The sequence below is a fragment of the Massilia oculi genome, assembly GCF_003143515.1.
In the GTDB taxonomy this organism is placed as follows: domain Bacteria; phylum Pseudomonadota; class Gammaproteobacteria; order Burkholderiales; family Burkholderiaceae_D; genus Telluria; species Telluria oculi.
Genome location: NZ_CP029343.1, coordinates 1779310 through 1804847, shown reverse-complemented (window position 1 = coordinate 1804847; position 25538 = coordinate 1779310). Strand labels below are relative to the sequence as shown.

Annotated in this window: 25 protein-coding genes and 1 tRNA gene; 13 read left to right on the top strand and 13 right to left on the bottom strand. The window is 65.7% G+C overall.

Features of this window, described 5'->3' with window-relative positions; translation table 11 throughout:
- Positions 1–87: 87 nt before the first annotated feature.
- Positions 88–1074, bottom strand: a complete 987-nt coding sequence (locus DIR46_RS08375; RefSeq protein WP_109344826.1) for an OmpA family protein — start codon at positions 1072–1074, stop codon at positions 88–90.
- Between the two features lie 279 nt (positions 1075–1353).
- Between DIR46_RS08375 and DIR46_RS08370 the strand changes: the two genes are divergently transcribed.
- Positions 1354–1992, top strand: coding sequence for an NAD(P)H-dependent oxidoreductase (locus tag DIR46_RS08370; RefSeq protein ID WP_109344825.1), 639 nt, complete (start codon positions 1354–1356; stop codon positions 1990–1992).
- 86 nt (positions 1993–2078) lie between these two features.
- Here the strand turns inward: DIR46_RS08370 and DIR46_RS08365 are convergent.
- Together DIR46_RS08365 and ispB are read right to left on the bottom strand one after the other, a co-directional pair.
- Positions 2079–2155: transfer RNA gene (locus DIR46_RS08365), tRNA-Pro, on the bottom strand.
- Positions 2156–2209: 54 nt separating this feature from the next.
- The gene (ispB, locus tag DIR46_RS08360; protein WP_109344824.1) at positions 2210–3199 is read right to left on the bottom strand and encodes an octaprenyl diphosphate synthase; all 990 of its coding nucleotides are present in this window, start codon (positions 3197–3199) and stop codon (positions 2210–2212) included.
- 282 nt (positions 3200–3481) lie between these two features.
- Here ispB and rplU point away from each other — a divergent pair, with 282 nt between their 5' ends.
- From rplU to DIR46_RS08330, 6 genes are all read left to right on the top strand, one after another.
- The gene (gene rplU / locus DIR46_RS08355; protein WP_005668436.1) at positions 3482–3793 is read left to right on the top strand and encodes a 50S ribosomal protein L21; all 312 of its coding nucleotides are present in this window, start codon (positions 3482–3484) and stop codon (positions 3791–3793) included.
- Positions 3794–3835: 42 nt separating this feature from the next.
- Entirely contained in the window at positions 3836–4108 is a 273-nt protein-coding gene (rpmA, locus tag DIR46_RS08350) for a 50S ribosomal protein L27 (RefSeq protein ID WP_005668438.1), read from the top strand.
- Between the two features lie 106 nt (positions 4109–4214).
- Positions 4215–5327, top strand: coding sequence for an Obg family GTPase CgtA (gene cgtA, locus DIR46_RS08345; RefSeq protein ID WP_005668439.1), 1113 nt, complete (start codon positions 4215–4217; stop codon positions 5325–5327).
- Positions 5328–5329: 2 nt separating this feature from the next.
- Entirely contained in the window at positions 5330–5755 is a 426-nt protein-coding gene (locus tag DIR46_RS08340; protein ID WP_109344823.1) for a hypothetical protein, read from the top strand.
- Complete coding sequence (gene proB, locus DIR46_RS08335; protein ID WP_109344822.1) at positions 5752–6870, top strand: glutamate 5-kinase; 1119 nt, start codon at positions 5752–5754, stop codon at positions 6868–6870. Before DIR46_RS08340 ends, proB begins: the two co-directional genes overlap by 4 nt.
- 210 nt (positions 6871–7080) lie before the next feature.
- On the top strand, positions 7081–8679 hold the full coding sequence (locus DIR46_RS08330; protein ID WP_229446545.1) for a methyl-accepting chemotaxis protein: 1599 nt from the start codon (positions 7081–7083) through the stop codon (positions 8677–8679).
- A 158-nt stretch (positions 8680–8837) separates the two neighbouring features.
- Here the strand turns inward: DIR46_RS08330 and nth are convergent, their stop codons facing one another.
- Positions 8838–9521 carry an endonuclease III gene (nth, locus tag DIR46_RS08320; RefSeq protein ID WP_109344821.1) on the bottom strand — a complete coding sequence of 228 codons (684 nt, stop codon included), beginning with the start codon at positions 9519–9521 and terminating at the stop codon, positions 8838–8840.
- A 5-nt stretch (positions 9522–9526) separates the two neighbouring features.
- Positions 9527–10204, bottom strand: a complete 678-nt coding sequence (gene rsxB / locus DIR46_RS08315; protein ID WP_109344820.1) for an electron transport complex subunit RsxB — start codon at positions 10202–10204, stop codon at positions 9527–9529.
- Between the two features lie 183 nt (positions 10205–10387).
- Here rsxB and DIR46_RS08310 point away from each other — a divergent pair, with 183 nt between their 5' ends.
- The gene (locus DIR46_RS08310) at positions 10388–10723 is read left to right on the top strand and encodes an RcnB family protein (protein WP_109344819.1); all 336 of its coding nucleotides are present in this window, start codon (positions 10388–10390) and stop codon (positions 10721–10723) included.
- 60 nt (positions 10724–10783) lie between these two features.
- Here the strand turns inward: DIR46_RS08310 and DIR46_RS08305 are convergent, their stop codons facing one another.
- The 5 genes from DIR46_RS08305 to DIR46_RS08285 form a co-directional block, all read right to left on the bottom strand.
- A complete protein-coding gene (locus tag DIR46_RS08305; RefSeq protein WP_109344818.1) occupies positions 10784–12019 on the bottom strand; it encodes a polyhydroxyalkanoate depolymerase in 1236 nt (411 codons plus the stop codon).
- Positions 12020–12286: 267 nt separating this feature from the next.
- Complete coding sequence (locus DIR46_RS08300; protein WP_229446544.1) at positions 12287–13384, bottom strand: NAD(P)/FAD-dependent oxidoreductase; 1098 nt, start codon at positions 13382–13384, stop codon at positions 12287–12289.
- Positions 13385–13486: 102 nt separating this feature from the next.
- Entirely contained in the window at positions 13487–13810 is a 324-nt protein-coding gene (fdxA, locus tag DIR46_RS08295; protein ID WP_005668458.1) for a ferredoxin FdxA, read from the bottom strand.
- 273 nt (positions 13811–14083) lie between these two features.
- Complete coding sequence (locus tag DIR46_RS08290; RefSeq protein WP_109344817.1) at positions 14084–14359, bottom strand: protealysin inhibitor emfourin; 276 nt, start codon at positions 14357–14359, stop codon at positions 14084–14086.
- Positions 14356–15852, bottom strand: a complete 1497-nt coding sequence (locus DIR46_RS08285; RefSeq protein ID WP_109344816.1) for a gluzincin family metallopeptidase — start codon at positions 15850–15852, stop codon at positions 14356–14358. Before DIR46_RS08285 ends, DIR46_RS08290 begins: the two co-directional genes overlap by 4 nt.
- Positions 15853–16032: 180 nt before the next feature.
- Between DIR46_RS08285 and DIR46_RS08280 the strand changes: the two genes are divergently transcribed.
- Positions 16033–16317, top strand: coding sequence for a polyhydroxyalkanoic acid system family protein (locus DIR46_RS08280; protein ID WP_109344815.1), 285 nt, complete (start codon positions 16033–16035; stop codon positions 16315–16317).
- 64 nt (positions 16318–16381) lie between these two features.
- On the opposite strand, the gene DIR46_RS08275 is transcribed toward DIR46_RS08280, so the two are convergent.
- Both DIR46_RS08275 and DIR46_RS08270 read right to left on the bottom strand, forming a co-directional pair.
- Entirely contained in the window at positions 16382–16636 is a 255-nt protein-coding gene (locus tag DIR46_RS08275) for an acyl-CoA-binding protein (protein ID WP_109344814.1), read from the bottom strand.
- A 176-nt stretch (positions 16637–16812) separates the two neighbouring features.
- Positions 16813–17169, bottom strand: a complete 357-nt coding sequence (locus tag DIR46_RS08270) for an FKBP-type peptidyl-prolyl cis-trans isomerase (RefSeq protein ID WP_109344813.1) — start codon at positions 17167–17169, stop codon at positions 16813–16815.
- A gap of 120 nt (positions 17170–17289) precedes the next feature.
- Here DIR46_RS08270 and DIR46_RS08265 point away from each other — a divergent pair, with 120 nt between their 5' ends.
- The 4 genes from DIR46_RS08265 to DIR46_RS08250 all read left to right on the top strand — a co-directional run bounded on the left by DIR46_RS08265 (position 17290) and on the right by DIR46_RS08250 (position 25256).
- Positions 17290–18105, top strand: coding sequence for an EI24 domain-containing protein (locus DIR46_RS08265; protein ID WP_109344812.1), 816 nt, complete (start codon positions 17290–17292; stop codon positions 18103–18105).
- Between the two features lie 364 nt (positions 18106–18469).
- The gene (locus DIR46_RS08260) at positions 18470–21784 is read left to right on the top strand and encodes a transglycosylase domain-containing protein (protein WP_109344811.1); all 3315 of its coding nucleotides are present in this window, start codon (positions 18470–18472) and stop codon (positions 21782–21784) included.
- Positions 21781–23199, top strand: a complete 1419-nt coding sequence (locus DIR46_RS08255) for a TAXI family TRAP transporter solute-binding subunit (RefSeq protein WP_229446624.1) — start codon at positions 21781–21783, stop codon at positions 23197–23199. Before DIR46_RS08260 ends, DIR46_RS08255 begins: the two co-directional genes overlap by 4 nt.
- Before the next feature lie 59 nt (positions 23200–23258).
- On the top strand, positions 23259–25256 hold the full coding sequence (locus DIR46_RS08250; RefSeq protein ID WP_109344810.1) for a CocE/NonD family hydrolase: 1998 nt from the start codon (positions 23259–23261) through the stop codon (positions 25254–25256).
- On the opposite strand, the gene DIR46_RS08245 is transcribed toward DIR46_RS08250, so the two are convergent.
- Entirely contained in the window at positions 25249–25437 is a 189-nt protein-coding gene (locus DIR46_RS08245) for a hypothetical protein (protein ID WP_109344809.1), read from the bottom strand. The two genes, DIR46_RS08250 and DIR46_RS08245, sit on opposite strands and share 8 nt — an antisense overlap.
- Between the last annotated feature and the right edge of the window lie 101 nt (positions 25438–25538).

The following is a 25538-nucleotide window of genomic DNA, read 5'->3' as shown; positions in this document are numbered from 1 at the left end:
GCCGGACCGGCGCACCGTACCTGGCTTTTCCAGTCCTGTGGATGGGGCGAGACTAAGCCATCCGCACCAGGATCCGTGTTCCTGACGTCATCGCTCGGGCTGCCTGGACCGCCCGTTTTCCTCGCTCGACTGCGTGGAGGAGATTTGCGATGATCCCACCATGTGCATGCCCGTGTCCCCGGTGATGACCTCGGCGCGCCGGTTTTCCATGCGCCCGATCCGGCTGGCGTTGCTCGATGCCGGATTCTCTTGGCCGAGAGACCGGACCGCGATGCGGCTGGAAGCAATCCCGCGCTGGAGCAGGGAGTCACGTACCGCCTCAGCCCGTCTCAAGGCCAGGGCCTGGTTGTAACGGGGGCTGCCGACATTGTCGGTATGCCCTTCGATCACGATCTCGCGCTCGGGATTGCTTTTCAATGTGGCGGCCAATTCGTCGAGCGCGCGCTTGGCGCTGGCCGGGATTGTCGCTTTACCGGGGGCGAAACCGATCAGGTCCTTGCGCGCCAGCTCCGCGATGACGCTCGGTTGGCTGCGTCGCTGTGTCATTGCAACCGACAACGTCTGGTTGAGTTCTGCCGCTGCGACCCTCACGGTATTTTCCGCAGCACGCTCGTTGGCAAATTCTTGCGCCGTAGCCGCGCGCTGCTGTGCAAGACAAGCGAAATGCTGCGTGGCCGTCAGGTCGTGCTTGTCGTTCCACGCCGTCTTCGCCTTTTGCAGTGAAGCGGTTGCGCGTTCGAGTTCGCTGGGAGCGTAGTTGACCACGCGGGGATCGGCTGACGCCTGGTCGATGGCCTGCCCGGCATTGTCGATTGCAGCACGTGCGGCAGCCACCTCGGATGACGGCGGGGAGGTCGCGCACCCCGTTGCGATGATACCGGCCAGCTTGTCGGCCGCGGCGCCGAAGTCCGCAGGAGCGTTTTCCTGTGCACCCGCCATCTGCGCCTGATCGACCGCCTCCCGGCTGGTGGCAAGCTGGTGGTTCAACTCCTGGCTGGAACACGCGGACAGGGCAAGCAGACAGCATCCCGCCACCGCGCGTGACGGATGATGAAATAGGTGAGCGAGGATCATGGGGCGCCTCCCGGGAAACCTGGGTTTGCGAATTTCATCCTAAGGGAGAGATATTCATCGTTCAATCAGACCAAAGGACAATCGTCCAGAGTTCTCGGGCTTGAGCTTGCCGTACTTAGCCATGGAGCTACATCGGAGGAGAACGCCAGCGGAAATGGCTTACAGAAGGCGCCCCCTGTTCTTGACGCCGCGTCGCGGAAAAATGGGACGGTGCTCGGCAAGAAACTTCGGGGTCGGGCATCATGGCGCATTATTCACTCACATAGAAGGGAATGTTGCATGTCCGACCTCCTGCAAACATTGCAATGGCGTTATGCCACCAAAAAAATGGATCCCACTAAAAAGGTGGCCAAAGAGAAGCTCGACCGCATTCTTGAAGCGGTGCGCCTGACGGCCAGTTCCAGTGGGTTGCAACAGTACGAGCTGTTTGTGGTGAAGAACGAGGCTTTGCGCGAACAGATCAGGGCGCATGCCTGGAACCAGGCCCAGGTGACGGAGGCTTCGCATCTGCTCGTGTTTGCCGCTTGGGATAACTATACGGCTGAGCGCATCAACGCGATGTTCGATCTGGTGAACGCCGAGCGCGGCTTCAGGAACGAAGGTTGGGAAGCCTACCGCCAGCAGTTGCTGTCGACGTATCCGCAACGCGACGCCCAGACCAATTTCGAGCACGCCGCGCGCCAGGCTTATATTGGCCTCGGCAGTGCGCTGATCGCCGCGGCCGAGGAGAAAGTGGACGCCACGCCGATGGAAGGGTTCGATCCTGCCAAGGTCGACGAGATCCTGAAGCTGCGTGAGCGGGGACTGCGTTCGGTGATCCTCCTGCCTATCGGCTACCGTGCGGATGAAGGAGACTGGCTGGTCGACCTGAAAAAGGTGCGTCGCCCGTTCTCGGAGTTCGTCACCGAGCTGGCGTAGGTAAGCTGACGTCCTGGCCAACACGCCAGGCATGGGAAATGAAAAAAGCCAGACCGGCAACGCCAGGTCTGGCTTTTTGAATTCTGTGGTCGGGGTGAGAGGATTCGAACCTCCGGCCTCTACGTCCCGAACGTAGCGCTCTACCGGGCTAAGCTACACCCCGACGGTTCGGGGTGTCTTTACAGGTCACCCCGGGAAGGCATTACTATAAAATTACTCAATGGTTCCTGTCAACAGCGAAACGGCTGAGCTGGAGCAGGCTGTCCTTGAAGACGCTGTCGGGCAAATCCGCGATCGCGTTCGACGCGCGGCGGGCCGCTTCTTCGGCCTGGGTGCGGGTGTAATCCAGCGCTCCGCTCGAGGTCACCGCCGCCAGCACCGCATCGAATTGCTGCTCGTCGCCTTGCTCGATGCAATTGCGCACCATCTCGCGCTGCTCCGGCGTGCCATGTTCCATCAGCCAGATCAGCGGCAGGGTAGGCTTGCCCTCGCGCAGGTCGTCGCCCAGGTTCTTGCCGATCTCGGCGGCGTCGCCCGCGTAGTCGAGCACGTCGTCGATCAGCTGGAAGGCGGTGCCCAGCGAGCGGCCATACTCTCCGGCCGCGGCGATCTGCGCGTCGTTGGCGCCCGCCACCAGTGCGCCGAGCTCGGCCGCCGCTTCGAACAGCTTGGCGGTCTTGGAGCGGATCACCAGCAGATAGGCCGCTTCCGTCACGTCCGGGTCGTGCATGTTCAGCAGCTGCAGCACTTCGCCTTCGGCGATCACGTTCGTCGCGTCGGACAGGATCTGCATCACGCGCATATTGTTCAGGCCAACCATCATCTGGAACGAGCGCGAGTACAGGAAGTCGCCCACCAGCACCGAGGCGGCATTGCCGAACAGGGCGTTGGCGGTCTGGCGGCCGCGGCGCATCGAGGATTCGTCGACCACGTCGTCGTGCAGCAGGGTCGCGGTGTGGATGAACTCGACCACGGCGGCCAGTTCATGGTGGGACGTGCCGCGGTAGCCGTAGGCATTGGCCAGCAACAGCACCAGCACTGGACGGATGCGCTTGCCGCCCGCGCTGATGATGTACTCGGCGATCTGGTTCACCAGGGTGACGTCGGAATGCAGCCGCTGGCGGATCACCGTGTTGACGGCCTCCATGTCTGGAGCGATCGACTGGACGATGGAGTTCTGTTGGGCGTGTTGAGTGGCGGCTGACAAGGCTGACCTGCGAAACGTGGGTTAACTATAAGAGTGCCGCGATTATACGGTATGCAAGGGGTATCCGTCCTGCCAGCAGGGTAGAGCTCGCCCTTGGGAGGACCTCGGGCGACTGTGCGCCGTTGGCAGGCTGCCACGTACGGAAGAGATCGTCAGTCGCTTTTGACGCATCACGGCGATTTATGTATAATCCCCTGTTCCCCGGCTTACGAACAGTCCAGCGCGCTTGCGCGGGGCGCTGTTGCTGGCGGATTCTTTTAACATTTGATGAGGTTTCAAATCATGTACGCGGTCATAAAAACCGGTGGCAAGCAATACAAAGTTGTCGCTGGTGAAAAACTTAAAGTAGAACAGATACCGGCTGACATTGGTTCCGAACTCACGATCGATCAGGTCCTCGCCGTTGGCGCGGGCGACAGCATCAAGTTTGGTGCTCCGCTGGTCGAAGGTGCAACGGTGCTGGTGAAAGTGGTTTCGCATGGTCGTCACGACAAGGTCCGTATCTTCAAGATGCGCCGTCGTAAGCACTACCAGAAGCGTCAGGGCCATCGCCAGAACTTCACCGAAATCCAGATCGTTTCGATCAACGGCTAATCGCCGTCCGGTTCCCAGCATTAGTCATCAAGGAGTAATACAATGGCACACAAAAAAGGCGGCGGTACTACCCGCAACGGCCGTGACTCAGAAAGCAAACGCCTTGGCGTGAAAGTCTACGGCGGCCAGGCAATCAACGCCGGCGGCATCATCATCCGTCAACGCGGCACCCCAGTGCGCGCTGGCGCCAACGTCGGCACCGGCAAGGATCACACCCTGTTCGCGCTGGTCGACGGTACCGTCAAGTTCGTCAAGCAAGGCGTGGGCTCGAAGCAGTTCGTGACCGTCGTTGCCAACGAAGCAGTCGCAGCGTAATCACGCATCTGCGCCGCATCAGCGGCGCTTCTTTGCAAGGCGCAAGCCTTCCATCGAAAGGCTCTGCCCACGGTAGGGCCTTTTTAGTTTTTTAGCGGTCACAATCATGAAGTTTATTGACGAAGCAAGAATTGAAGTCATCGCTGGCGACGGCGGCAACGGGTGCGCCTCGTTCCGTCGCGAGAAGTTCCGCCCATTCGGCGGTCCGGACGGCGGCGACGGCGGCAAGGGCAGCTCGATCTATGTGGTTGCCGACCGCAATGTGAATACCCTGGTCGACTTCCGTTACTCGAAAGTCCATACCGGCAAGAATGGCGAACCGGGCCGCGGCTCTGATTGCTATGGCAAGGGCGCCGAAGACATTACCATCCGCATGCCGGTTGGCACGCTGATCATCGACGACAACAATGGCGAGATCATCGCCGACCTGACCGAGCACGGCCAGACCGAATTGCTGGCCAAGGGCGGCGAGGGCGGCTGGGGCAATATCCACTTTAAAACTTCGACCAACCGCGCGCCGCGCCAGAAGACCGAAGGTAAAGATGGCGAGCGTCGCACCCTGCGCCTCGAGCTGAAGGTGCTGGCCGACGTGGGCCTCCTGGGCATGCCGAATGCCGGCAAGTCCACCTTCATCACGGCCGTGTCGAACGCCAAGCCGAAGATCGCCGACTACCCGTTCACCACCCTGCACCCGAACCTGGGCGTGGTGCGCGTGTCGCACGAAAAGAGCTTCGTGATCGCCGACATTCCGGGCCTGATCGAAGGCGCCTCCGAAGGCGCCGGCCTGGGCCACCAGTTTCTGCGCCACCTGGCCCGTACCGGCCTGCTGCTGCACATCGTCGACCTGTCGTCGTTCGACGAGAAGGTCGATCCGGTCAAGGAAGCCAAGGCCCTGATCAAGGAACTCGAAAAATACGACGAAGAGCTGCTCAACAAGCCGCGCTGGCTGGTGCTGAACAAGCTGGACGTGCTCGACGACGCCGAGCGCAAGAAGCGCGTCAAGGACGTCATCAAGCGCCTGGCCTGGAAGGGCCCCGTGTTCGAGATATCGGCCCTGAACCGCGAAGGCTGCCAGGACCTGATCAATGCGATCTACCTGCACCTCGAAGAAAAGCGCCATTCCGAGCAGCGCGCCGAAGAAACCTCGATGACCGAGGAAGCGCGTGGCATCTCGTCGATCGATCCTGACGATCCACGCTTCAAGATCATCGAAGACTGAACTTGAGCGCGAGCGTTCCACAGACGGCTACCTGGTCGCGCGCCTGGCTGCGCGGCCAGCTGCTGCAATTGGTCGCCACCGCAAGTTCACTGGCCGCGCTCGCGGCCATGCTCGATCCCGACCGCATCGCGGCCGCGATGGGCCTGTTTCTCGTCGGCGTGAACGGCTACAGCCAGTTCTACGCCATCTACGTCGGCATCCGCCTCGCTACCGCGGGGTTGGCGCTGTTGGCGGCCAGGCAGGGCGACCAGCCCATCCTAGGCGACCTTACTGCCCTGTTCCTCCTGGCCCAGCCGGCCGGCCGCCTCGTCGCGGCATTCGCGATCGGCTTGCCCACGGGGGTATTATTCGTCGTCTGCGCGGTTGAACTGCTGGCAGGACTTTCCCTGCTCGCGTTGCGACCGCGGGGGAAGATCCTGTCGCCATGAACTCAGCACTCCAACAAGCCTCCCGCATCATCGTCAAGGTCGGCTCCTCCCTCGTCACCGACGAGGGGAGGGGTCTCGACCATACCGCCATCGCCCGCTGGGCCAGCCAGATCGCCGCGCTGCGCGCGCTCGGCAAGGACGTCGTCCTGGTCAGCTCGGGCGCCATCGCCGAGGGCATGCTGCGCCTCGGTTTCGGCAAGCGTCCGACCGACATCCATGAATTGCAGGCCTGCGCCGCCTGCGGCCAGATGGGTCTGGCCCAGATCTACGAATCGAGCTTCAGCGCCCACGGCGTCAAGACCGCGCAGGTGCTGCTGACCCACGCCGACCTGGCCGACCGCGAACGCTACCTCAATGCGCGCTCGACGCTGACCACCTTGCTGCGCCTGAACGTGGTCCCGATCATCAACGAGAACGACACCGTCGTCACCGACGAGATCAAGTTCGGCGACAACGATACGCTCGGCGCCCTGGTCGCCAACCTGATCGAGGCCGACGCGCTGGTCATCCTGACCGACCAGCCCGGTCTGTACTCGGCCGACCCGCGCAAGGATCCGAACGCCCGGCTGATCGAGCAGGCCCAGGCCGGCGACGTGGCCCTGGAGGCGATGGCCGGCGGCGCCGGCAGCAGCATCGGCCGCGGCGGCATGCTGACCAAGGTGCTGGCCGCCAAGCGCGCGGCGCGCTCCGGCGCCCATACCGTGATCGCCTGGGGCCGCGAGCCGGACGTGCTCACGCGCCTGGCCGGCGGCGAATCGATCGGCACGCAATTGCTGGCCGCCACCGGCCGCCTGACGGCGCGCCGCCAGTGGATGGTCGACCACCTGCACACCACGGGCGAAGTCGTGATCGACGCCGGCGCCGCGGCCAAGCTGACCAAGGAGGGCAAGTCGCTGCTGCCGATCGGCGTACTGGCCGTCAACGGCGAATTCGGCCGTGGCCAGGTGATCACCTGCGTCGACGAAGCCGGCAAGCCGCTCGCGCGCGGGCTGACCAACTACGCCAGCAGCGAGGTGCGGCGCATCATGCGCCACTCCTCGACCGAGATCGAGCGCATCCTGGGGTTCGTCGAAGGTCCGGAGCTGGTTCATCGCGATAATATGGTGCTTCTGTAATCAGTAAGCGCTTGCTTACTTCGGCGATGTGTTGCGCCGACAGGACATAAAGACTGTTTCGCATCGCTTTCCGCCTGGAATGCAAAGTTGGCGGTGGTAAACCACGCACCAGCCTATACACTGTGCATGTCCGGTCACCCGGGCCTTCCATGTTTCCGGGCGTCGCCGGCGTTACCGCCGCGCGGCGCCCACGCATCCGAGGATCACCCCATGAAACTAAGCCGCAAACTCCCGCTGGGTTTTGCCGCCGTCACCCTGCTCGTCGCCTGCGCCGGTTTCTCCGGCATGAGCCAGATGAACCGTTCCGTCGACACTTACCGCCAGGCCGTCGCCATGCAGGGGCAGTCGACGCAAGTCGAGGCCATGCTGGCCCACTTCCGCAAGCAGCTGCAGGAGTGGAAGAACACGCTCCTGCGCGGCAAGGACGACGGAGAACGCGCCAAGTACTGGGCCGCGTTCCAGCAGAACGAAACCGAGGTCGCGGCCCAGGTTGCGGCCCTGCTGGCGAGCCTTCCGGAGGGGGAGGTGCGGGCGCTGGTGGCGCAGTTTGGCGCCGCGCACGCGCAGATGGGTCTCGATTACCGGCGCGGTTACCAGGACTTCGTCGCCGCCGGTTTCGATCCGGCCGCCGGCGACGTGGCGGTCAAGGGCAAGGACCGGGCGCCGGCCGAACTGCTGGCGCAGGCGACAGAAAAGATATCCGCGCTCAGCGCCACCAGCGTGCGCCAGGCCGACGCGGTCGGGGCGCGCGCGACGACGCTCAGCTACAGCCTGATGCTGCTCGGCGCGCTGGCGGCGGTGGCCGCCGGCGTGCTGGTGTCGCGTTCGATCACCCGGCCGCTCGACGCGGCGGTGGAGGCTGCACGCAGCGTGGCAGCCGGCGACCTGCGCACCGCGATCACGGTCAGGAGCGACGACGAGACCGGCCAGCTGCTGCTGGCCCTGAAGGAGATGTCGGCCAGCCTGCAGCGCATCGTGCTGCAGGTGCGCGGCGGTGCGGAGACCATCGCCGTGGCGTCGCACGAGATCGCGCAGGGCAACCTGGACCTCTCCGCGCGCACCGAGCGCCAGGCCGGCGCGCTCGAGGAAACCGCGTCGTCGATGGAAGAACTGACCTCGACCGTGCGCCAGAACGCCGACAACGCGCGCCAGGCCAGCCAGCTCGCGGTGTCGGCCTGCGACGTGGCGGTCAAGGGCGGCGCGGTGGTCGAGCAGGTGGTGGGCACCATGGCGTCGATCAGCACCTCGTCGCGCCGGATCACCGACATCATCGGGGTCATCGACGGCATTGCCTTCCAGACCAATATCCTGGCGCTCAACGCCGCGGTCGAGGCGGCGCGCGCGGGCGAGCAGGGCCGTGGCTTCGCGGTCGTCGCCGGCGAGGTGCGGACCCTGGCCCAGCGTTCGGCTGTCGCGGCGAAGGAGATCAAGGCGCTGATCGCCGAATCGGCCGCCTGTGTCGACGACGGCAACCGCCTGGTCGGCGAGGCCGGGGCGACGATGGGCGACATCGTCGCCAGCGTGCGTCAGGTGATGGACATCATCGGCGAGATCAGCGCCGCCAGCAGCGAACAGAGCCAGGGCATCGCCCAGGTCAACGATGCGGTGACCGAGATGGACAGCGCGACCCAGCAGAATGCGGCCCTGGTCGAAGAAGCCGCCGCCGCGGCGCAGTCGCTGCGCGACCAGACCGTTGCCCTGACCCAGGTGGTGAGCGTGTTCAAGGTCGAAGAGCAGCCGGGCGCGACACGGGCGCTGCCCGGACGGCGCGGCGCGCTGGCACTTAACGATGGCGCGCAAGCGGCGTAAGATGCACACGCGCCCGTGTTGCCTGGATTGGCGAGGCAAGCGGGCGGCGCCGTTCATCGATCGATCGCCAATGACGTCAACTTCCCCGCTCGCCGTGGGTCAGGCCCCACTGGATGCCTGTAGCGCCAGGGATCTCGACGCCCTGATGGCCACCGGATCTAAGTCGCCGCGTTGGCCGCGGCCACCGCTGGATCGAGCACGCCGGCCGGCGCCGGCGTCTTGTCCCTGAACTCGCACAGGTCGGCGATCAGGCAGTTCCAGCACTTGGGCTTGCGCGCCACGCAGGTGTAGCGGCCGTGCAGGATCAGCCAGTGGTGGGCGTCGTGCAAGAAGTCCTTGGGCACGAATTTCAGCAGCTTCTGTTCGACGATGTCGACGTTCTTGCCGGGCGCAATCTTCGTCCGGTTCGCCACGCGGAAGATGTGGGTGTCGACCGCCATGGTCGGCTCGCCGAAGGCCGTATTGAGCACCACGTTGGCGGTCTTGCGGCCGACGCCGGGCAGCGATTCCAGCGCTTCACGCACGGGCGGCACTTCGCCGCCGTACTGCTCGACCAGGATCCGGCAGGTCGCCATCACGTTCTTCGCCTTGGTGTTGTACAGGCCGATGGTCGAGATATAGGTCTTGAGCTCGTCGATGCCGAGGTCGAGGATCGCCTGCGGCGTGTTCGCCACCGGGAACAGGCGGCGCATGGCCTTGTTGACGCCGACGTCGGTCGACTGGGCCGACAGCAGCACCGCGATCAGCAGTTCGAACGGCGTCGTGAACTCGAGTTCGGTGGTCGGTGTCGGATTGGCGGCGCGAAAGCGGGTGAAGATTTCCAGGCGTTTGGCGGGATTCATCTGGGTCAGTTCTTGTCCTGGTTGCCGGCCGCCTTCAGGCGGGCGCGTTCCATGGCGGCGGCGATGATGGCGCGCTTGCGCTCCTTCTCCGCCAGTTCTTCCGGGGTGTTCGTCACTTCGGCGGTGACCGCGCGCATTTTTTCCACGGCCTTGGCGGCCAGGCGCGCATCGTTCTCTTCGCGCTCGCGGCGCAGGCGCGCGGCGCGCAAGTCGTGGCGCTCGCGCGCGGCGTCGGCGTCCTGCTGGGTCCAGGCGTCCCAGCCGGTGCGCTCGCCGGTGACGGGGATCATCGCGATGCAGTCGACCGGACACGGCGCGACGCACAGGTCGCAGCCGGTGCACAGGCTAGGCAGGATGGTGTGCATCTGCTTGGCCGCGCCCAGGATCGCATCGACCGGGCAGGCCTGGATGCACAGCGTACAGCCGATACACAGCGACTCGTCGATGAAGGCGACCGGACGCGCCCGCTCGACGCCGTTGGCCGGATTGATCGGGATGACCTTGCGTCCGGTCGCGGCGGCCAGGCGGCGCACGCCTTCCATGCCGCCCGGCGGGCACTGGTTGATCTCGGCCTCGCCGCGCGCCATCGCCTCGGCATACGGGCGGCAGGCGGGATAGCCGCACTTGGTGCACTGGGTCTGCGGCAGCAGGTCTTCGAGCTGGTCGGCGAGGGGTCTGGTCACGGAGGGAAGCTGCCTGAATCTGGTCAAGCCGACATTATCCGCCAAAACCGGGCTCGATGCGACCAGCCCGGCCGATGGCGGCCCCGGCTGTGCTCATCCATTCGACTACGTGGGAAAGCTAACAGACGACTTGTCACAATCCTGCTGTACTGTCGGCTCACGCTGGATCACCGGGGATGGGACATGAACGAGTTGATTGGGCCGCTGCTGTTCGCCGCCATCTTTTCGGCAGGAGATGGTTTGCAGCGGGACCGGGCGGACACCGAAGCGCACGCGCGACCCGTGCAGGTCGCGCAGCTGAATCCGGGGCGCTATCGCAGCGTGGAGGCGGATGGCGAGGTGCGGCGCGGCGAGCGCCTGCCGGCGCGCTACCAGGCGCACCAGCACGTGGTCGAGGACTGGCGGGCATTGCGCCTGTCGAAGCCGCCGCGTGGGCACCAGTGGGTCGATGCCGGCGAGAGTTACGCGCTGGTGGCGATCGCCACCGGGCGCGTGGCGCAGGTGGTGACGGGACGCTGATCCCGGATCGACGAAAAAAAGCCGTGGCATGCCACGGCTTTTGTTTTTTCCGGCGCCGGCCTACCGGTTGGCACGGATGAACTCGGTAATCTTCGGGCACACGATTTCGCGCCAGCGGCGGCCCGAGAAGATGCCGTAGTGGCCGGCTTTCTCGACCACGAAGTCATGCTTCTTGTCCTTCGGGATGCCGGTGCACAGGGTCAGCGCGGCGCTGGTCTGGCCCAGGCCCGAGATGTCGTCCAGCTCGCCTTCGACGGTGAGCAGGGCGACCGACTCGATGTCTTGCGGACGCACCAGCTGGCCGCCGACTTTCCAGGTGCCCTTCGGCAGGCTGTAGTCCTGGAACACGGTCTTGATGGTATCGAGATAGTACTCGGCCGGCATGTCGAGCACGGCGTTGTACTCGTCGTAGAACTTGCGGTGCGCCTCGGCCGAGTCGTCGTCGCCGCGCACCAGGTGCTGGTAGAACTCGCGGTGGCTCTGGGCGTGGCGGCCCGGATTCATCGCGATGAAGCCCGCGTGCTGCAGGAAGCCCGGATAGACCTTGCGGCCAAAGCCCGGGTAATTGCCCGGCACCGCATAGATCACGGTGTTCTCGAACCACGAGTACGGCTTTTCGATGGCCAGGTCGTTGACCGCGGTCGGCGACTTGCGCGGGTCGATCGGGCCGCCCATCATGGTCATCGTCTTCGGCAGCTTGGGATCCTTGTCGCTCGCCATCAGGGCGATCGCGGCCAGCACCGGCACCGTCGGCTGGCACACCGAGATCACGTGCACGTCCGGGCCCAGGTGGCGGATGAAGTCCTGGACGTAGAAGACGTAATCGTCCAGGTGGAATGGGCCGTCGGACAGCGGCACCATGCGGGCGTCGGTCCAGTCGGTGATGTAGACATCGTGCTCGACCAGCAGGGCTTTCACGGTGTCGCGCAGCAGCGTCGCGTGGTGGCCGGACAAGGGCGCCACGACCAGCACCGTCGGCTGATCGAGGGCGGCAAAGGCGGCGTCGCCCATGTCTTTCTTGAAGTGCAGCAGCTTGCAGAACGGCTTGTCGACGACGATGCGCTCGACAATGCCGACCTCTTCACCATTGATGGTGGTGGTCTTGAGGCCGAAGGCCGGTTTTTCGTATTCCTTGCCGAGACGGTACATCAGCTCGTAACCGGCGGCGATACGTTGGGAAAATGGGGTGTGCGCGAATGGCGACACGGGATTGGAGAAGAGTTTCGAAGACGCATCGGCCCACTGCATCAGCGGGGTCAGGAAGGAGCGTTGCATCTCGTGCAGTTGATAAAGCATAAAGTAATCCTTCGTATTGACACTGCGCTGATATCGCCCGCGCATAAGCTTCATCCGATTATAGGGGATTTGCATTGGCGGGTGGAAACAAGGGCCGCCGCTATCTCCTATGCATGGAGCACTTGTAGCATATTTACCCGGACCCGCTCCGTTGGTCGCCCCACATAAAGCAAAACGCCCCGCAGGGCGGGGCGCTTCAGGGGACTGTGTCGCCGCCAAGTTACTGAACGTTGGTTGAACGTGGTAACCGTGGCGGCAAGGCCTGCTTCAATCGAACACCGGGGTTTCGACGCCCAGGATCTTGTGCAGCTTCGGCGAGGTCGTCGTGTACTGCATGTGGATCTTCTTGTCCGGGAAGATGTACGGCGCGGCGCCGAAGGCGGCCAGCGCGGCTTCGTGGAAGCCCGACAGGATCAGCTTCTTCTTGCCCGGATAGGTGTTGATGTCACCCACGGCGAAGATGCCCGGGACGTTGGTCTCGAACTTCTCGGTGTCCATCACTTTCAGTTGCTTGCGTTCGATGTCCAGGCCCCATTCGGCGATCGGGCCCAGCTTCGGCGACAGGCCGAAGAACACCAGCAGCATGTCCAGCGGCACGCGGCGGGTGACGCCATCGGCGCCGGTGACCTTCACTTCGGTCAGCTGGCCGTCTTTTTCGTCGAAACCGGTCACCTGGCCGGTGATCAGCTGCATCTCGTACTCGTCGCACAGGGCTTTCATCTTGGCGACCGAGGCGGGGGCGGCGCGGAAGTCTTCGCGGCGGTGCACCAGCACGACCGATTCGGCCTTGCCGACGAAGTTCAGGGCCCAGTCCAGCGCGGAGTCGCCGCCGCCGCAGATGACGATGTTCTTGCCTTCGAAGCGTGCCGGATCCTTGACGCGGTAGAACAGCTGTTCGCCTTCGTACTTGTCGATGCCGTCGACCTTGATCGTGCGCGCCTGGAACGAACCGACGCCGGCTGCGATGAAGATGGTCTTGGTGATGAAGCGGGTGCCGGTCGAGGTCTCGACGTTGAAGCGCTGGTCTTCGCGGCGCTGGACGGTCGTGACTTCCTGGCCCAGGTGGAAGGTCGGCTCGAACGGCTCGATCTGCTTGAGCAGGTTGTCGGTCAGTTCCTGGCCGGTGCACACCGGGACGGCAGGGATGTCATAGATCGGCTTGTCCGGATACAGTTCCACGCACTGGCCGCCGACGGCCGGCAGCGAATCGATGACGTGGGCCTTGATTTCGAGCAGGCCGAGTTCGAACACCTGGAACAGGCCGACCGGGCCTGCGCCGATGATCACGGCATCCGCTTCGATGGCGCCGGCGAAGGAACTGTTGGGAGCGATGCTGCCCGCTTCGTGGGTGGCACTGATAGTCATGCGCTTACTTCCTGTGATTTTTGATTGGTGAGGCGATGGCAGCCAGCACTGCCATGCAGAACGACCCCGGGCCGGCGCCGGACGGGCGGCGCAGCGGCGGTATCAGCGGGCCAGTTGGTCGAGTTTGTCCTTGACGTCTTTCCACTCTTCCGCGTCTGGCAGGGCCGGCTTCGTCTTGGTGATCGAAGGCCAGAAGCGCGCGAGATCGGCGTTCAGCTTGATGAACTGCTGTTGGTCGCCAGGCACGTCTTCTTCCGCGTAGATCGCATTCACCGGGCACTCTGCGACGCAGACGGCGCAGTCGATGCACTCGTCAGGATCGATGGCGAGGAAATTCGGGCCTTCCCGGAAACAATCTACCGGGCATACATCGACGCAGTCGGTGTAACGACAACGGATGCACGATTCGGTGACAACGTGGGTCATAACAGTCCTATCAGTTGGTGGGATGTCGCGTCGCCGGGCGCAAGAACATGGACATGAACAGGCCGGCCGGACAGAGCAAAGCACTGTATTTTAGGGCAATTCGGCTTTTCTCACAAATTCGCCTATATACACAATCCACATAAGCAAATGAAGGAGAAATCCGCACGACCGTGCGGTTTTGGGGTGTCAAGGCGCCGTGCGCCGGCCGCTGACCGGGATGTGGAAGCTCCCGGTAGGCGAGCGTCGCGACCGATCGGGGCTGGCAAACCCGGTTCAGCCGGCCTGCCGCAAATAATCGAGCAGGTGTTGCCACTGGCCGTCGCTGCCGTCCTCGCGCAGGAACACGGTGTGGCAGCGCGGGCCGTCCTCGACCGTGATTTCCCAGCGCGGCATGTCGGCGCCGACCGCGCAGGCGGGTTCGGCGCCGAAGAAGTCGAGGCGGCGCAGCAGCGTCTCGAGGGCCGGCCCGTCGGCCAGGCGGGCGGTATCCAGTTCGTAGGATTCGGCCAGTCCGGCGAAGCCGCCGCAGGCGCGGGCGCTGATCTTCATGCGAGCATCGTTGGGTCGGCAGGCTGGGCGGCGGCCGGCAGCCCCGGCAGCTCTGGCCCGTGGCGGCCATGGTCGGCGCACCAGCGCGCCAGCAGGCGCGCTTCTCCGGCCAGCACGCGCTCGGCGCAATCGTATTCGGCCAGCTGCATGGTGCCGCAGCAGGAACGCCTGTCTTGGCGCGCACCGGGCGCGTCGCACACCCGCGCCGCCAGGGGCAGGCCGGGAACGAAGGCAGCGACCGCGTCGGGGGTGCCGCCATGCCCGGCCTCGACCACTTCGCGCCGGCTGAACTGGAGGCGGATGGCGTCGGCATAGGCGGGCGGCTTGCCGTCGCTCGTCACGGCCTGGAGCATGGCGTTGACCACGTCGGCATAGGTGGCGGCGGCGTCGGGCGCGGCGATCAGGGCGCGCAGCAGCACCCCGCTCAGGTAGCCGGCGACCCGGTGCAGGACGGCGGCGCAGTCCTCGCGCCCGGGATCGCGTTCATGGGCGAACAGGTCGGCCAGCACGTCGTAGACGGCGCCGGTGAACACCTGCGAGATGGCGTGCACCTGGGTGCCGGCCTCGCTCAGCTTGAGGTCGTTGTCGGCGTTGCGCAGGCCGGTGCTGTTGCCGAGCGCCAGCCCGAACTGCTCGGCGATGTCGGTCAGGAAGGATTTGTCGTGCAGGTTGGCCTTGGTCTGGGCGATCACGGATTCGCACTGGTCGAGCTGGGACAGGGCCAGGAAGATCGCGGTGAGGTCGCCGAAGGCTTCGTGCAGGCCGCCGGTCTGGGGCGGGGCGTCGGCCTGTAGCCAGAGCGGCTTGATGCCGTCGAGCACCGCGTGGGCGGTTTCGTGCGAGACGATGTCGAACGAGCGGCAGGTGAAGACCCGCTCGGTGGCGCCGTTGGGGATGAAGTCGCCGAACTTGAGGCAGGCCTGGCTGCGGCTGTAGAAGGCGTTCATGACGTTCGGCAGGCCGTGCGGGAAGACCAGCAGCGGCCGCGTGTCGGCGCTGTTGTTCCATTGCCAGGGCAGCGGCATCGCGCCGCCGGCGGCGGCCAGCGCGCGCTGGTACATGGTGAGCGTCTGGCGCACCACGACGAAGGTGTGGACGGCGTCGAACTGCGGCGTGTCGGGCTGGGTGACGAAGTCGCCGAAGGCGTTCGGCTCCACCGCGGCGATGCCCGGCTCGCCCGGGGCGATGCGGGCGTCGCGCGGGCCGGTCAGCACCACGCCGGGCAGGAAGGCCTTGCGGGTGCCGATCTCGCTGACCGAAGGATCCTGCTTCCACATGAGGACGCGGGCGCCGAAGGCGTGCGGCGCCGGTTCGGTGGTCGATGGCGCGGCCGCATCGGGGACATCGGGTTCTTCGAGCAGGCGCGCGGCGCGGTGCTGCTGGCGGTAGGGCGCGCTCGGGGTGGGGACGAAGCGCACCGCGGGCTGCGCGGCCTGCGGCGCCTCGGGGACGCCCTGCAACAGGAGGTTCGGCTGCACGACGGGGGTTTCCATATCGACTCCTCGCGTAATGACGGGCTTGCGCCCTTATCCTCGCGCTCCCTGCCGGGCACGCTTTGATACTCATCAATCGAGTTCACGCGAGCCGGTCTGTTGTAGCGAGCTCTGGCATAGCCCGCCCGCAACTGGCATCATGGCGGATTGTTTGCAATCGATTCAGGAAGGATCAGTCAGATGGCGGAAATCAGCATCGTCCAGCAGCACAGCCTGAGCCCGGACGCGGCGCGTTCGGCAGCCGAGCAGGTGGCGCAGCGTATCGCGGCCGAATACGGGCTGGAATGCAAGTGGGACGGCGATGTGCTGCGCTTCGAGCGCAGTGGGGTGGAGGGCATGTTGACCCTGGAAGACCAGCGCGCCGCGATGCGCATCCGCCTGGGCTTCTTCATGGGCGCCTTCGCGCCGGCCATCGAGGCCAAGGTGGCGGAAAAGATGCGCAAGACCTTCGCCGCCGCGGCGTAGGCGCCGTTCCGGCCCGTTGGGTGGACGGCGAAGCCGTCCACGCCACGACGTGCTGCGCGGGCGATCAGCCCTTCAGCTCTTCGATCAGGTCGACATACTGCTGCTGGGCTTCCTCTTGCGAGGTGCCCTGGAGGCCGGCCCAGGCGTCGTACTTGGCGCGCGCCACGAAGTCGGTCATGCCCGGGCGCTCGCCCGTCACGTCGCCGCTCGAGCCCTGCTTGAACAGCGCGTAAATCTTCAGCAAGGTCATGTTGTCGGGACGCTCCGACAGGTTCTTCGAATCGGCCTGGGCCTGGTTGAACTGTTCCTGCAAGCTCATGGAAACTCCTGTGATGGTTGGTTGCGGTATTGTCGCTTGGACAATGCGGCAGGAATCTTAGCGCAGGAGACAGGCGGGCAAGGGAAATCCGGCCGCATTTTAGAAGAGATGTTCAAATGCCGCCCCGAGGACGGCCGGGCCATGCGCCATCGCAGGACGGCGCATGGCAATCCTGATCAGACGGCCAGCAGGTCGACGTCGAAGATCAGGGTGGCGTTCGGCGGGATCACGCCGCCGGCGCCGCGTGCGCCGTAGCCCAGGCTGGCCGGGATGGTCAGGCGGCGCGAACCGCCGACCTTCATGCCCTGCACGCCTTCGTCCCAGCCGCGGATCACGTGGCCGGCGCCGAGCGCGAACTCGAACGGGTCGTTGCGGTCCTTGCTCGAATCGAACTTGGCGCCCAGGCTGCCGTCGTCGTTGCGCAGCCAGCCGGTGTAGTGCACGGTGACGTGCTGGCCGGCCTTGGCCGCGGCGCCTTCGCCGGTGACGAGGTCTTCGTATTGCAGGCCGGATTCGGTGGTGATGGTGGACATGGTCTTCCTTGTTGTTCAGATTGAACGACGATTGTAGTCGATGGGTCCATCGGATGTCATCCCGTAGAATGACGGCATCGAACTGCCATCGGGAGACGCCATGCCGCAAAGGAAAATACCGTGAACGGTGTACTGACCGCCTGCCGGCGCGCCTTGCGCGCGCAGTTCAGCGGCCGGATGCTGCTGCTGTCGCTGGCGCCGCTGCTGCTGGCGCTCGTCCTGTGGGGCGTGGCGCTGTGGCTGGGCCTGCAGCCGATGCTGGACTGGCTGCACGGCATGTTCGCCGACTACGGCGGTTTCGAGACCAGCGGCAGCATGCTGGAAATGGTCGGCCTGGGCATGCTCAAGGTGATGGTGGTGCCGCTGCTGGCGATCGTGCTGCTGCTGCCGCTCATGATCGGTTCGGCCCTGCTGTTCGTGGGCGTGGCGGCGATGCCGGCCATCGAAACCCATGTGGGCAAGCGCCAGTTTCCCGGGCTCGCGAAAAAGGAGGGCGGTTCCTTCTTCGGCAGCGTGGCGATCAACCTGGGCAGCACCGCCGTGTTCGCCCTGCTGTGGCTGTTCACCCTGCCGCTGTACGCGGTGCCGCCGCTGGCCTGGCTGGTGCAGGCCAGCCTGTGGGCCTGGGTGACGTCGCGCGTGATGAGCTACGACGCGCTGGCCGCCCACGCCAGCCAGGCCGAGCGCCTGGCCCTGATGCGGCGTCGCCGGCCGGCCCTGCTCGCCATCGGCTTCACCACCGGCCTGGCCGGCGCGCTGCCGGGCATCGTGTGGATGGGCGGCGCCGTGCTGTCGATCGTGCTGTTCCCGATCCTGGCCCTGGTATCGCTGTGGCTGTACGTCATGATTTTCCTGTTCGCCGGGCTCTGGTTCCAGTATTACTGCCTGCAAGCACTGGAAGAGCTGCGCGCGGAACAGGCGACACAGCCCGCATGATTCGCATCTCGACTTGGATCAAGCCAGGGCTGTGCACCGACGGCATTTCCAGCGCGTTAAATATTGGTGGTTAAAACTAGGGATGACGTTGCCTGAATTGCACTGGGCAATATCACTCAGCCAAGACCCCGTTGTTTTTTTGCGAAAAAATTCCAGGCGCAGCAAATTTGTTAAATGGCGCCTCGCCTGCGCGGTATTGATGTGGTGGAATATTGCCTACGTTCGGTGCGACATGGAGTGGGATTGCACCACCAGCGTGCGAACTAACTGACACCACGACCACTCGAACGGACCAGCAGCAATGCGGATGGCGAGCAGGTTGGCGGGGATTGCAAGCGTTTTGATTCAGACCGGTTAAGCCATCATGGAAAGTATTCGCCGTCTCGGACGGCAAAGTAATGTGTCCGGCAAACGTGCTGCCGACGAGCGCAGCGAGCCGAGCTTCGGCGACGCCGCTGCGTCCACCGCAGCGGCGCCGGCCACCGCCGCGCCGGCCGCCGCGGCGAGTGCCCCTGCGCTCGCGGCCGGCGGCAACGACGTCCCCCTGTACGAAGCCTTCCCGCACCTGGCGGGCAATGGCGGCATCCCCGGCGGCCCGTCGGGAGGGCCCGGCGACGACGAGCCGGCGCCGCGCAAGCGGCGCTGGAAGCTGTGGCTGTGGCTCGGCCTGCTGCTGCTGGCCGCCGTGCTGGCGGCCTGGGCAGCGCTGGAGTCGCGCACTTCGCGCCTGCAAGCGAAAATCTTCGCCGACATGGCCAGCGAGCTCACTTATCGCATGGAAAACGGTCCCAGCAATGCGATCCGTTTCCCTGCCGCCAGTCCGTATGACACCCGGCTCGGCTATGCCGGCCTGCCGCGCTACCTCGAGCGCCTGAAGACGCGCGACTACGCGATCGCCGCCCAGGCGCGCATCTCGCCGCAGATGGTCAAGATGGCCGACATGGGCCTGTACGCGACCTACCACGAAAAGACCAAGGTCGGCCTCGAGATCCTCGATTGCCGTTCGCAGCCGATCTTCACCTCGCGCTTCCCCGAGCGCTTCTACGACAAGTTCGACGCCGCGCCGCCGCTGCTGGTGCAGAGCCTGCTGTTCATCGAGAACCGCGAACTGCTCGACGCCAGCCATCCGCGCCGCAACCCGGCGGTCGAATGGGACCGCTTCTCGAAGGCCGTGTTCGACAAGACGCTGTCCAGCGTCGGCCTGGGCGGCGGCGGCCGCGTGGCCGGCGGCAGCACGCTGGCGACCCAGATCGAGAAATACCGGCATTCGCCCGAGGGCCGCACCAGCTCGACCACCGACAAGATCATCCAGATGGCCTCGGCCACCCTGCGCGCCTACCAGGACGGCGAAGACACCACCGGTTCGCGCCGCCAGATCGTGCTCGACTACCTGAACACGGTGCCGTTGTCGGCCAAGTCCGGCTATGGCGAAGTGAACGGCATCGGCGACGGCCTGTGGGTCTGGTATGGCCGCGACTTCGACAAGGTCAACGGGATGCTGAAGGGCCCGATGACCAGCCCCGACGCGGTGCTGGCCTACAAGGAGGCGCTGTCCCTAATGATCGCCCAGCGCCGCCCGGCCTATTACCTGGGCGCCGGCGAACCCGACCTGGAGATCCTGACCGACAGCCACCTGCGCGTGCTGGCCCAGGCCGGCGTGATCTCGCCCCAGCTGCGCGACGCCGCGCTGGCCGTCAAGTTGCAGCCGGCGCTGCACAGCGGCGTGGCGCCGCCGCCGGCCGACGCCTTCGTGTCGCGCAAGGCGGCCAATGCGGTGCGCAACCACCTCGGCTACCTGATCGGCGATTCGCGCCTGTACAACGTCGACCGTCTCGACCTGTCGGTGGTCTCGACCCTGGACAGCAATGCCCAGCAGGCGGTGACGGCGGCCCTGCGCCAGCTGTCGGACGCCGAGCACGCCAAGGCGGCCGGCCTCACCGGCAAGGGCCTGCTCGGCAACGGCGACCCGGCCCAGGTGGTGTACAGCTTCACGCTGATGGAGCGGGGCGAGCACGTCAATTACCTGCGGGTCCAGACCGACAACTACGACCAGCCGCTCGACATCAACGAGGGCGCGAAGCTCGACCTCGGTTCGACCGCCAAGCTGCGCACGCTGGTGACCTATCTCGACATTGTTGATCAGCTGCACAAGCGCTTCGAGCCGCTGGACAAGATCGGCCTGCACGGCGTCGAGGTCGATCCGAAGGACCGCATGTCGCAATGGGCGCTGGAATACTTCCAGACCCTGCCGGAAGGCGCCGACCGCGGCCTGAAACCCATGCTCGACGCCGCCATGGCGCGCCGCTACTCGGCCAGCCCGGGCGAACGCTTCATGACCGGCGGCGGCCTGCATACCTTCGGCAACTTCAGCAAGCTCGACGACAGCAAGATCATGGACGTGCACCAGGCCCTGCGCCAGTCCACGAACCTGGTGTTCGTGCGCATGATGCGCGACGTGGTGCGCTACTACATGTTCCAGCTGCCGGGTTCCTCGGCCCAGCTGCTGGCCGACGCCAACGATCCGCGCCGCGCCGCCTACCTGGCGCGCTTCGCCGACAACGAAGGCAAGGACTTCCTGGCCAAGTTCTGGAACAAGTACAAGGGCAAGACCCCGCTTGAAGTCGAGGCGCTGCTGTTCTCGGGCGTGCGTCCGCTGGCCTCGAAGCTGGCCGCGGCCCACCGCACGGTGGCGCCGAACGCCACGCTCGACCAGTTCGGCGCCTTCATCAACGCCACCCTGCCCTCGAGCAACGAGGTCGATCCGGAACGCATCCCCAAGATGTACGAGATGTACGATCCGCGCAATATGTCGCTGGCCGACCGCGGCTATGTGGCCTCGGTGCACCCGCTCGAACTGTGGCTGGTGAGCTACCTGCGCACCCATCCCAAGGCCAGCTGGTCCGAGGTGACGGCCGCCAGCGTCAAGGAGCGCCAGGAAGTCTACCAGTGGCTGTTCAAGACCAGCCGCAAGAACGCCCAGGACAAGCGCATCGCCGGCCTGCTCGAGGTCGAGGCCTTCCTCAAGATCCACGCCCAGTGGAAGAAGATGGGCTACCCCTTCGATTCGCTGGTGCCGTCGTTCGCGACCACCCTGGGCGCCTCGGCCGACCGGCCGGCCTCGCTGGCCGAGCTGATGGGCATCATCGTCAACGGCGGCGTGCGCAAACCCATCGAACGCATCGATTCGCTGCACTTCGCCAAGGACACGCCATACGAGACCCTGGTCAAGCGCAACAAGGGCGGCGGCAAGGAGCAGGTGCTGGCGCCGGAAGTCGCGCGCACCGTGGCCGACGCCATCCAGGGCGTGGTCTCGGACGGCACCGCCAAGCGCGTCAAGACCGCCTTCGTCCAGGCCGACGGCAGCGTGATCGCGCTGGGCGGCAAGACCGGCACCGGCGACCAGCGCTTCGACGTGTATGCGCGCGGCGGCCGCCTGATCGAATCGCGCTACGTGAACCGTTCGGCGACGTTTGTCTTCAATATCGGCGAACGCTTCTACGGCAGCATGACGGCCTATGTGCACGGCCCGCAGTCGGAACACTATGACTTCACGAGCGCGCTGCCGGTGCAGCTGCTGGTGACGCTGGCGCCGAGCCTGATGCCGATGATCGAGCCGGCGCCGCCGGCGCCGGCCACGGGTGCGGCGCCGGCGGCGGCCCAGCGCCAGTGCGTGCGTTGAAGCCGGCGGGAGAGGGCGGCGGCGCGTCGGGCAAGGGCTTGCGCGCGCGGCTGCAGAATTTTTCCATCGTCTCGCTGCGGGACCTGGTCGTGGCCTCCGGCCCCACCATCCTGATGGTGGCGGCGGCCCTGCTGCTGGCCTACTGGTGGGTCGATCCGGCGCCGCCGCGCACCCTGCGCCTGGCCACCGGCCAGGAGAATTCCGCCTACGAGAGCTTCGGCAAGCAGTACGCCAGCCAGCTCGCGCGGGACGACATCAAGGTGACCTTGCAGCCGACCCTCGGCTCGCGCGATAACCTGCAGCGCCTGCTGGCGGGAGAGGCCGACGTCGCCTTCGTGCAGAGCGGCTCGACCGACGGCGATACCATGAACGCCGACGATGGCGACGCCGCCCAACGCCAGGAACTGGTGTCGCTGGGCAGCCTGTTCACCGAGCCGGTCTGGCTGTTCCTGCGCGAAGAGGCCAGGGTCACGAAGCTGACCGACCTGCGCGGCAAGCGCATCAACCTGGGGCCGGAGGGCACCGGCGTGCCGCGCCTGCTGCGCCAGGTGCTCGACGCCAACGGCATCGCGCCGCCGGAATTGCAGATCGGCGACCTGGCCAACACGCCGGCCACGGTGGAGCTGCTGGCCGGCCGCATCGACGGCCTGGTGTTTGCCTCGGCGCCGGAAGCGCCGCTGATCCAGATGCTGCTGCAGACGCCCGGCGTCAAGCTGTTCGACTTCGCCCAGGCCGAGGCCTATACGCGGCGCCTGCCGTTCCTGACCCACGTGGTGCTGCCGCGCGGGATCGTCGACCTGGGCCGTAATATCCCGGCCCAGGACTACCACCTGATCGCGCCGACCGCGACCCTGGTGGCGCGCGAGGAAATCCATCCGGCCCTGGTGGGCCTCCTGGTCAAGGCCGCGACCAGCATCCACGGCGGCGCCGGCTGGTTCCAGCAGCAGGGCCAGTTCCCGTCGCCGAAGTACACCGAGATCCCGGTGGCGCCGGAAGCGGCGCGCTATTACCGCGACGGGCCGCCCTTCATGCAGCGCTATATGAGCTTCTGGCTGGCCAACCTGGCCGAGCGCCTGTGGGTCGTGGTGGTGGCGCTGACGGCCTTACTGATCCCCTTGTCGAAGATCGTGCCGCCGATCTACGTGTGGCGCGTGCGCTCGCGCGTCTACCGCTGGTATGGCGAGCTGCGCGCGATCGAGCAGGCGCTGGAAGACGCCGGGCTGGAGCCGGTCGACACGGTGCGGAAGGACTTGCTGCGGCGCCTGGACGGGCTCGAGGACCGGGTCAACCACATCTCGGTGCCGCTGGCCTATGCCGACGAACTGTATCGCCTGCGCAGCCACATCCACCTGGTGCGCGAGCGTATCCGCGGCGTGCAGGAAGAGGAGCCGGCAGCGTCGCCCCTGGCAAAGTAATTGTCGGCTCCGGATTGCGATTACACTGGCGCCCCCAGTGTTTTTACTCGAAGGAAGTCATGATTCGCCGTCCGCTGTCCGCTCTCGTCCTCGGTCTCCTGCTTCATTTCCCGGATGCCGTCTCTACACCGGCCTTTGCCGCCGGCATGCAGGCAGCGCCCGATGGCGCTCCCGCCAGGCGCTCCGTGCGCGAAGCCTATACCAAGTACGAATACCGGATCCCGATGCGCGACGGTACCCGCCTGTTCACCGCGGTCTACGTGCCGAAGGACAGCTCGCGCGCCTACCCATTCCTGATGCAGCGTACCCCGTACAGCGCGGGCGTACGCGCCGAAGGAGCGCTGCGCTACGGCGTGGACTGGATGCCGGAATCGCTCGGGCCTTCGCGCGAATTCGAGGAGGCCGGCTACATCTTCGTGGTCCAGGACGTGCGCGGCCGTCACATGTCCGAGGGCGCGTGGCAGGAAATGACGCCGCACGCCAAGCCGGCGCTGGGCAAGGGGGAGGGCGTCGAGGCCCGGGACATGCACGATACCGTTGCCTGGCTGCTCAAGAACGTCCCGAACAACAACGGCAAGGTCGGCATCTGGGGCATCAGCTATCCCGGCTTCTACGCCGCCGCCAGCGTGATCGATTCACATCCGGCGATCAAGGCCGCTTCGCCGCAGGCGCCGATCGCCGACCTGTACATGGGCGACGATTCCTACCATGGCGGCGCGTTCAAGCTGGCCGCCAACTTCGACTTCTACTCGTCCTTCGTCGCGGCGCCGAATCCATCGCCCAAGTCGGCCTCGGGCGGCGGCTTCGATTACGACGAGGCCGACGGCTACGATTTCTTCCTGAAGCGCCTGACGCTGGGCGCGATCGCGGGCACGATGAGCGAGCGCCAGCGCGAGCTGTTCATGCCGAACATCGAGCACGATACCTATGACGAGTTCTGGCAGTCGCGCGCCATCGGCCCGCACATGAAGAACGTCAGGGCGGCGATGCTGACCGTGGGCGGCTGGTTCGATGCCGAGGATTTCCAGGGTCCGTTCACCGTTCACGATGCCGTCAAGCGCCACAATCCGGCCGCGGTGAACAAGCTGGTGGTGGGACCATGGGTGCACGGCGGCTGGATGCGCGGCGACGGCGCGCGGCTCGGCCACGTGCGCTTCGACGCCAATACGAGCGACTACTTCCGGCGCAATATCCAGTTCCCGTTCTTCGAGCAGCACCTGAAAGGCATCAAGCCGGCCACGGAGCTGGCGCCGGTCACCATGTTCGAGACGGGCACCAATGTCTGGCGCAGCTACGACGCCTGGCCGCCGAAGCCGGCCCGGGCGCGCACCCTGTACTTCAACGCCAACGGCAGCCTGACCTGGCAGCAGCCGGCCGGCGGCGGTATGGGCTATGACGAGTACGTGGCCGATCCGAAGCGTCCAGTGCCCTACATCGGCTACCCCGCGCAGGGCGTGCCGCGCGAGTACATGGTGTCCGACCAGCGCTTCGCCGCGACCCGTCCCGACGTGCTGGTGTACCAGAGCGAGGTGCTGGAAGAAGACGTCACGGTTGCCGGCCCCGTGCTGCCGAAGCTGTTCGTCTCGACCACCGGCACTGACGCCGACTGGGTGGTGAAGCTGATCGACGTCTATCCGGCCGACTATCCGACGCCGGCGGCGCCGCGCGCGGGCAGCGACGTCGCCCCGCCGGCCCTGAAGCTGGGCGGCTACCAGCAGCTGGTGCGCGGCAATCCGCTGCGCGGCAAGTTCCGCAACAGCTACCAGACGCCGGAGCCCTTCGTGCCCGGCAAGGTGGAAGCGATCAGCTACGAGCTGGGGTCGGTGAACCACACCTTCCGCCGCGGCCACCGCATCATGGTGCAGGTGCAGAGCTCGTGGTTCCCGCTGATCGACCTGAATCCGCAGACCTTCATGCGCATTCCCGATGCGAAGCCGGAAGACTTCAGGAAGGCGACCCAGCGCGTGTATCGCGCGCCGGGCACGGCCTCGGGACTCCAGCTGATGGTGATGCCTGAGGTGATGCCTGAGGTGATGTCTAAGGTGATCCCTAACTGAGCCGTTCGTTGCGGCGGCGCGGGACGCCGCGCTCGTACCACGCCGGCGCGCCGGGAACGAGTGCGGCGCGCACCTCGCGCCGGAGGGTGGTGGCGGGAATCGCGTCGGCCGCGAGCTGGCGCAGGCGGTGCACGTCGGCGTGCCGGCCGCGCGCCGCCAGCACGTCCAGAATGGCGTTCACGTCCTGCACATAGTTGTGGATCTCGGCCGGGATGCTGGGCGCGAATGTCAGACCTGACCCCGGTTTTGCGGTTTTGGTTTTACGGGGCCGCCAACGCCGGG